Here is a 5976-nt window from a genome sequence, read left to right on the forward strand (position 1 = left end):
GGGCAGGTTTGAAATCCCACGGACCGCGCGCATTCGCGTCGAACTCCACGGTGATCGTGCGGGTCCGATCAATCTGGCTGTTGGCCGGCAGCTTGACGTCTTTTCCGGCTGTGCCATTGCCAGGCACCTGACGCTCTGACAGAGACAGGATGTTGATGCCCGTCATCTCGCAAATGTGCTTGTAGATGGGGATCAACACGTAGCCGAACGCGAACATGCCGGCGGCCACAACGACCAGCTTTCCGACCATCTTCACGTTTTCCTGGCGCAGGCTCATGGAGATGCTTGCTCGCTCAGCGGGACAAAAAAGTGACCTTGATCATGAACCCTACAAAGAACGCGGCAGCCACCGAAGCAAGAATCAGTGCCATGCGGAGGTTGCTTTTTTTCTGTTCGGGTGTCATGCATCCAGTCCTTGATTTCAGCCCAGTACGCGGGTTGCAGTGGCGTCCAGCTTGGGCGGGTTTTCAAAGGTATGGAAAGGTGCAGGCGACGGCAACTCCCACTCCAGACCTTCAGCGCCATCCCAAGGCTTGGCCGGAGCCTTTTCACCCTTGCCACGCATGGCGGGCAGGACCACGGCCAGGAAGAAGTACACCTGTGCCAGCCCGAAACCAAACGCACCGACGGACGCGATCGCATTGAAATCAGCAAACTGCATGGGGTAGTCCGCATAGCGACGGGGCATGCCGGCCAGACCCAGGAAGTGCATCGGGAAAAAGGTGATGTTGAAGAAAATGAGCGAGCTCCAGAAGTGGATCTGGCCGCGCGTTTCGGAATACATCACACCCGTCCACTTGGGCAGCCAGTAGTACACGCCAGCGAACATCGAAAACAGCGAGCCTGCCACCAGCACGTAGTGGAAGTGGGCCACCACGTAATACGTGTCCTGAAGCTGGATGTCAATCGGCGCCATCGCCAGGATCAGGCCGGTGAAGCCACCCATGGTAAACACGAAGATGAAACCCACCGCAAACAGCATGGGGGTTTCAAAGGTCATGGAGCCGCGCCACATGGTGGCGATCCAGTTGAAGATCTTCACGGCCGTGGGCACGGCGATCAGCATGGTGGCGTACATGAAAAACAGTTGTCCAGTGACCGGCATGCCGGTCGTGAACATGTGGTGCGCCCACACGATGAACGACAGAATCGCGATGGACGATGTCGCATACACCATGGAGGCGTAGCCAAACAGCTTCTTGCGCGAAAACGCAGGCACGATCTGGCTGACGATGCCGAACGCCGGCAAGATCATGATGTACACCTCGGGGTGACCGAAGAACCAGAAGATGTGCTGGTACATCACCGGGTCACCGCCACCAGCGGGGTTGAAGAAGCTGGTGCCGAAGTGGCGGTCTGTCAGCGTCATGGTGATGGCGCCTGCCAGCACAGGCATCACGGCAATCAGCAGGTACGCGGTGATCAGCCAGGTCCACACAAACAGGGGCATCTTCATCAGCGTCATGCCCGGAGCGCGCATGTTCAGAATGGTCACGATGATGTTGATCGAGCCCATGATCGACGAGGCACCCAGAATGTGCATGGCGAAGATGCCCGCATCCATCGACGGCCCCATCTGCAACGTGAGCGGCGCATACAGCGTCCAGCCCGCAGCAGGAGCGCCGCCAGGCATCAAGAACGAGCCTGTCAGCATCAGCCCGGCAGGAATCATCAGCCAGAAGCTGAAGTTGTTCATCCGTGCAAAGGCCATGTCGGACGCGCCGATCTGCATCGGAATCATCCAGTTAGCAAAGCCGACAAAGGCCGGCATGATGGCACCGAACACCATGATCAGGCCATGCATGGTGGTGAGCTGATTGAACAGCTCGGGGTTGACCAGTTGCAGGCCCGGCTGGAACAGTTCAGCGCGAATCAGCAGCGCAAGCACGCCGCCGAACATCAGCATCGCAAAGGCGAACAGCAGGTACAGCGTACCGATGTCCTTGTGATTGGTGGCGAACACCCAGCGGCGCCAGCCTGTGGGGGCGTGGTGGTGGTCGTGGCCGTCGTGTGCGTGATCGCCAGCGTGCCCGTGGTTGTCGAGAACTGCGCTCATTTTGGATTCCTCAATACGATGGGGCGTTGATTACTTGCCACGCTGGGCCACGACTTCCGACGGCTGCACCAGCTGACCGGTCTTGTTGGACCAGCTGTTCTTGGTGTAGGTGACCACGGCTGCGATGTCCGTGTCACTCAACTGCGGCCACGCTGGCATGGAGCCGTTGGCAGCGCCCTTGAGCAGAATCTGGATTTGCTTGGCATGGTCGGCATCGAGAACGACAGCGGAAGCGTCCAGTGCCTTGATCGGGCCAGCACCCTTGCCGCTGGCCTGGTGGCAGGCGGCGCAGTTGGCGGCATAAACCTTCTCGCCACGCTTGGCCAGGTCATCCAGCGCCCACACCTTGGAAGGGTCGTCCAGCTTGGCAGCCGCGAGCTTGCGCTGGGTGGCCACCCACGCGGTGTAATCCTCGGCGGAGACCACCTTCACGTGGATCGGCATGTAGGCGTGCTCCTTGCCGCACAACTCGGCACACTGGCCGTAGTAATCGCCGATTTTTTCGGCGCGGAACCACGTGTCACGCACAAAGCCCGGGATCGCATCCTGCTTGATGCCGAAGGCAGGGACCATGAAGGCGTGGATGACGTCGTTGGCGGTGGTAATGATGCGCACCTTCTTGTTGACGGGAACCACCATGGGGTTGTCCACCTTCAGAAGGTAGTTGGCAGGAGCATCCTTGACGTTGCCGCTGTCCGACATCGCACGGTGGCTGCTGTCCAGTGTCGAGACAAAGCCAAGACCCTCACCTTCGCCAGCCAGATAGTCGTAGCCCCACTTCCACTGATAACCCGTCGTCTTGATGGTGAGATCGGCGTTGGTCGTGTCTTTTTGGGCGACCAGCACCTTGGTGGCGGGCAGTGCCATCACGATCACGATGATGAAAGGAGCAATCGTCCAAGCCACCTCGACCGACACAGACTCATGGAAATTGGCCGCCTTGGCGCCTTTGGATCGGCGGTGCTTCCAGATTGAATAGAACATCACGGAGAACACGGCCACAAAAATCACCGTGCAGATGATGAGCATCATCCAGTGAAGAAAGTGCTGCTCTTGCGCGATCTTGGTGACAGGGGGCGCCAGATTCAGCTGATTGACCGCGGGTCCGCCAGGCAGGTCCTGAACCGCGTAGGCCGCGGAGCCCACCCATGCACCGGCGATCAGCAGCACAGAAGCCAGCTTGTTGGAAATGCTCTTCATAGTTCTCACTTACTTCTTAGCCTCAATTTAACCAATCCCCTGGCGCGCCTGCGTAGGGTCAGGCAGCGCGCAGAGCCATGCGGATCTCCGATGCCAAGGCCGGTCTCAGTTCAGGACGCACAAAGCGCCCCACCTCGACCGAGCGGCCCTGCGCAGACAGCATGATCAGCGAGCGATTGCCAGTTTTGGGTTCTACGCGAACCCGGCTCCGGTCGAACTCTGCGCGCTCGAGCTTACCTGCCGTTTCCAACTCCACCACAAGACGCGATCCCTGCAGTGAAATCCTTTCGCCATCCGCCGCATGGCGGCCATACATGACGAACGCGATACCCACTGCGAGGATTTCGAGCCATGCGAAAGGCATGACGAACCGTGCACCAAACATCCAGAAAGCCGATGCGATCGTCAAAGTGACCGCGCACAAACCCAGGTACAACCCGCCAAGTTGAGCGGGCGTCACCGAGCAGTTGCGGGCGAGACGCCAGTCGACGCGTTGTCCAGAAACGGTGGCAAAACGATAAACCAAGCCCGTCACAGCACATGCTCACAAGACCGCCGGCGCACATCCGCAACGACAAGCCGTCGCGCTGCAGCCAGCAAATTTGCGCGGGAAGATGCCCGAAAACTCAATAGCCGCGAATTGTAGCGCGGCTTGTCCCACGTCATTGACGTAGGGACACCTCCAAACCCTGCTCAACGAGCGGCAGGATGCCAATGGCGCCACACCGGCTGCGTTGATTCTGTCCGCACCAGGGCGGCGTGGCGCGGCCGGGGGGGCTGCATGCGGGGCCTGACGGACCATCCTCACCGCATCACCCGCGGCCAAGGCAAGCGCAACGGCAAGTTGCACTGCGATAGCCGACGGCGCCACTCAGGTATCTGCCAGGAGCATGCGCGCCTCGGGATCCCGTCCCGTTACTTCCGTTCACCCGGCTTGCGCAGCATGGCGCGCATGTCCTGCAACGAGATCGCGCTTGATTCGCCAACGCGGAGCCGGGGCGCCGGCTTGAAGGCATGGCCGTAGATGATCTCGAAGGTGAGCGCCAACTGACCTCCGTGATCTGGATCGGCCAGACGCTCGGACAGCGCGGCGTGGAAATGCTCCCGCCAGCGCCGCCCTCGCAGCGCGGCATGGCGCCCCGGGTGCAGGTTGCAGCCCAGCTCGCGCAGCTCCTGCACCAGCCGCTCGGGGGACGCAAAGGTGAGCGTGATGCGCTCCATGTCCATCACGGGCTCGGCAAAGCCGGCCTGCACCAGCATGTCGCCCCAGTCGTGCATGTCCGTGAAGGCATGCCCCGCGGCGGGCCAGCCCAAGTCCGCATACAGGCGGTGGATTTCGCGCAGCGTATCCGGCCCCAGGCACGAGAACATCAGATAGCCATCGACGGCCAGCGCCCGGTGCCATTGGCCAATCAGCGCCTGCGGGTCGGCTGCCGTGTGCAGCGCCATGTTGGCCCACAGCATCTGCACGCTCGCGGGCTCTGGCAAGCAAAATTCGGGGCTGGCGCCGCTCCAGCGTCGGCGGCTCCACCAGGGCTGGGCCAAGGCGTCACGTGCCGCTTGCGCTCGCGCGGCCACAGGTTCATGGATGATGCTGCGGGCCTTGGGGTAGCGAGCCGCCACCAAAGCGTGCGCCTGCAGCCCTCCCCGCACAGCCTCCCAATCGCACCAGGACTGCGGCGCCTGCCGGATCCACTGCAGGCGGTCCTGCATGCGGCGGCCCACTTCCTCATGCAGCCAGGGCGAGGCTGCGGGCGCTGCCGAGTGCCAGCGCGCAGCCGCAACGGGGTCGATGGTGGGGGGGCGGTCGGTGGGCATGTGCCGTGCAAAGCGGGAGGCGCGAGTATATTGACTCATGCTGTTCACTCGCCTGGCAGGGGTCTCACGCCGCCTGCAAGACCTGGCCGACCGCGTGCCCGGCGCATGCGCGGTTTGCCACGCTTGGCCATCGCGGCGCATCTGCGACGCCTGCGCAGCGCGGTTTGCACAGCCTGCCTGGCGTTGTGCGCGCTGCGCGCTGTGTGTGCCCGCCGGTGTGGACGTGTGCGGCGCCTGCCTGAAATCACCGCCGCTCCAAGATGCCAGCCTGGCGGCGGTGGACTACGCCTACCCCTGGGCCGACGCCCTGGGCGATTTCAAGTTTCGCGGAGACCCTGGCTGGGCGCGCACCCTGGCCACGCTGATGCGCAGCACGCCATGGGTGGAGCCAGCGCTGGAGGCAGCAGACCGCGTGCTGCCGGTCCCGCTGTCCACCGAGCGCCTTCGTGAGCGGGGCTTCAACCAGGCGGCCCTGCTGGCGCGTGAGCTTGCACCGCACAAGACCGATCCATCGACGCTTTTGCGCTTGCACTCGACCGAGGCACAGAGCGGGTTGCCCAGGGCCGAGCGCCTGCGCAACCTGAGCGGTGCCTTTGTGGTGGAGCCATCCCGCGCCGCAAGCTTGAGCGGCCAGCGGGTGGTGCTGGTAGATGACGTCATGACCACGGGCGCCACCCTGCACGCGGCCACCCAGGCCTTGCGCGAAGCGGGCGTGGCCCATGTGACGGCCATCGTGCTGGCGCGAACCGGGATGGATTGACCTAGTGTCATGTCCCGTTAATTTCTGGCATTAATCGTGCATGCCAATGCGGTATCTTGGGAACGGAGATACCGCCATGAGGACAGGAAGACCGAAAGTCGAGTTGCTGCTGACGGACGATGAGCGCTCGCAGCTTCAGTCG

At 62.3% G+C, this 5976-nt stretch carries 7 protein-coding genes; 1 reads left to right on the top strand and 6 read right to left on the bottom strand.

Annotation, left to right across the window (positions count from 1 at the left end):
• From ACK543_RS06745 to ACK543_RS06770, 6 genes are all read right to left on the bottom strand, one after another.
• The coding region (locus tag ACK543_RS06745; RefSeq protein WP_409942082.1) for a cytochrome c oxidase assembly protein at positions 1-277 on the bottom strand (277 nt) is incomplete at its 3' end.
• A gap of 16 nt (positions 278-293) precedes the next feature.
• Entirely contained in the window at positions 294-404 is a 111-nt protein-coding gene (locus ACK543_RS06750) for a cytochrome oxidase small assembly protein (protein ID WP_409942083.1), read from the bottom strand.
• Between the two features lie 17 nt (positions 405-421).
• Positions 422-2056, bottom strand: coding sequence for a cytochrome c oxidase subunit I (ctaD, locus tag ACK543_RS06755; protein WP_409942084.1), 1635 nt, complete (start codon positions 2054-2056; stop codon positions 422-424).
• Between the two features lie 30 nt (positions 2057-2086).
• On the bottom strand, positions 2087-3256 hold the full coding sequence (coxB, locus tag ACK543_RS06760; RefSeq protein ID WP_409942085.1) for a cytochrome c oxidase subunit II: 1170 nt from the start codon (positions 3254-3256) through the stop codon (positions 2087-2089).
• A gap of 58 nt (positions 3257-3314) precedes the next feature.
• Positions 3315-3791: a DUF2244 domain-containing protein gene (locus tag ACK543_RS06765; RefSeq protein WP_409942086.1), complete on the bottom strand. Its 477-nt coding sequence runs from the start codon at positions 3789-3791 to the stop codon at positions 3315-3317.
• Positions 3792-4171: 380 nt separating this feature from the next.
• On the bottom strand, positions 4172-5074 hold the full coding sequence (locus ACK543_RS06770) for a biotin synthase (RefSeq protein WP_409942088.1): 903 nt from the start codon (positions 5072-5074) through the stop codon (positions 4172-4174).
• Between the two features lie 37 nt (positions 5075-5111).
• Here ACK543_RS06770 and ACK543_RS06775 point away from each other — a divergent pair, with 37 nt between their 5' ends.
• Complete coding sequence (locus ACK543_RS06775; protein ID WP_409942087.1) at positions 5112-5834, top strand: ComF family protein; 723 nt, start codon at positions 5112-5114, stop codon at positions 5832-5834.
• Positions 5835-5976: the final 142 nt, after the last annotated feature.

The organism is Acidovorax sp., assembly GCF_046341535.1.
Lineage (GTDB): Bacteria > Pseudomonadota > Gammaproteobacteria > Burkholderiales > Burkholderiaceae_C > Acidovorax.

Coding starts and splice junctions, on each gene's coding strand:
- ACK543_RS06775 (WP_409942087.1), top strand. CDS start 5,112: ATGCTGTTCACTCGCCTGGCAGGGGTCTCACGCCGCCTGCAAGACCTG.
- coxB (WP_409942085.1), bottom strand. CDS start 3,256: ATGAAGAGCATTTCCAACAAGCTGGCTTCTGTGCTGCTGATCGCCGGT.
- ACK543_RS06750 (WP_409942083.1), bottom strand. CDS start 404: ATGACACCCGAACAGAAAAAAAGCAACCTCCGCATGGCACTGATTCTT.
- ctaD (WP_409942084.1), bottom strand. CDS start 2,056: ATGAGCGCAGTTCTCGACAACCACGGGCACGCTGGCGATCACGCACAC.
- ACK543_RS06770 (WP_409942088.1), bottom strand. CDS start 5,074: ATGCCCACCGACCGCCCCCCCACCATCGACCCCGTTGCGGCTGCGCGC.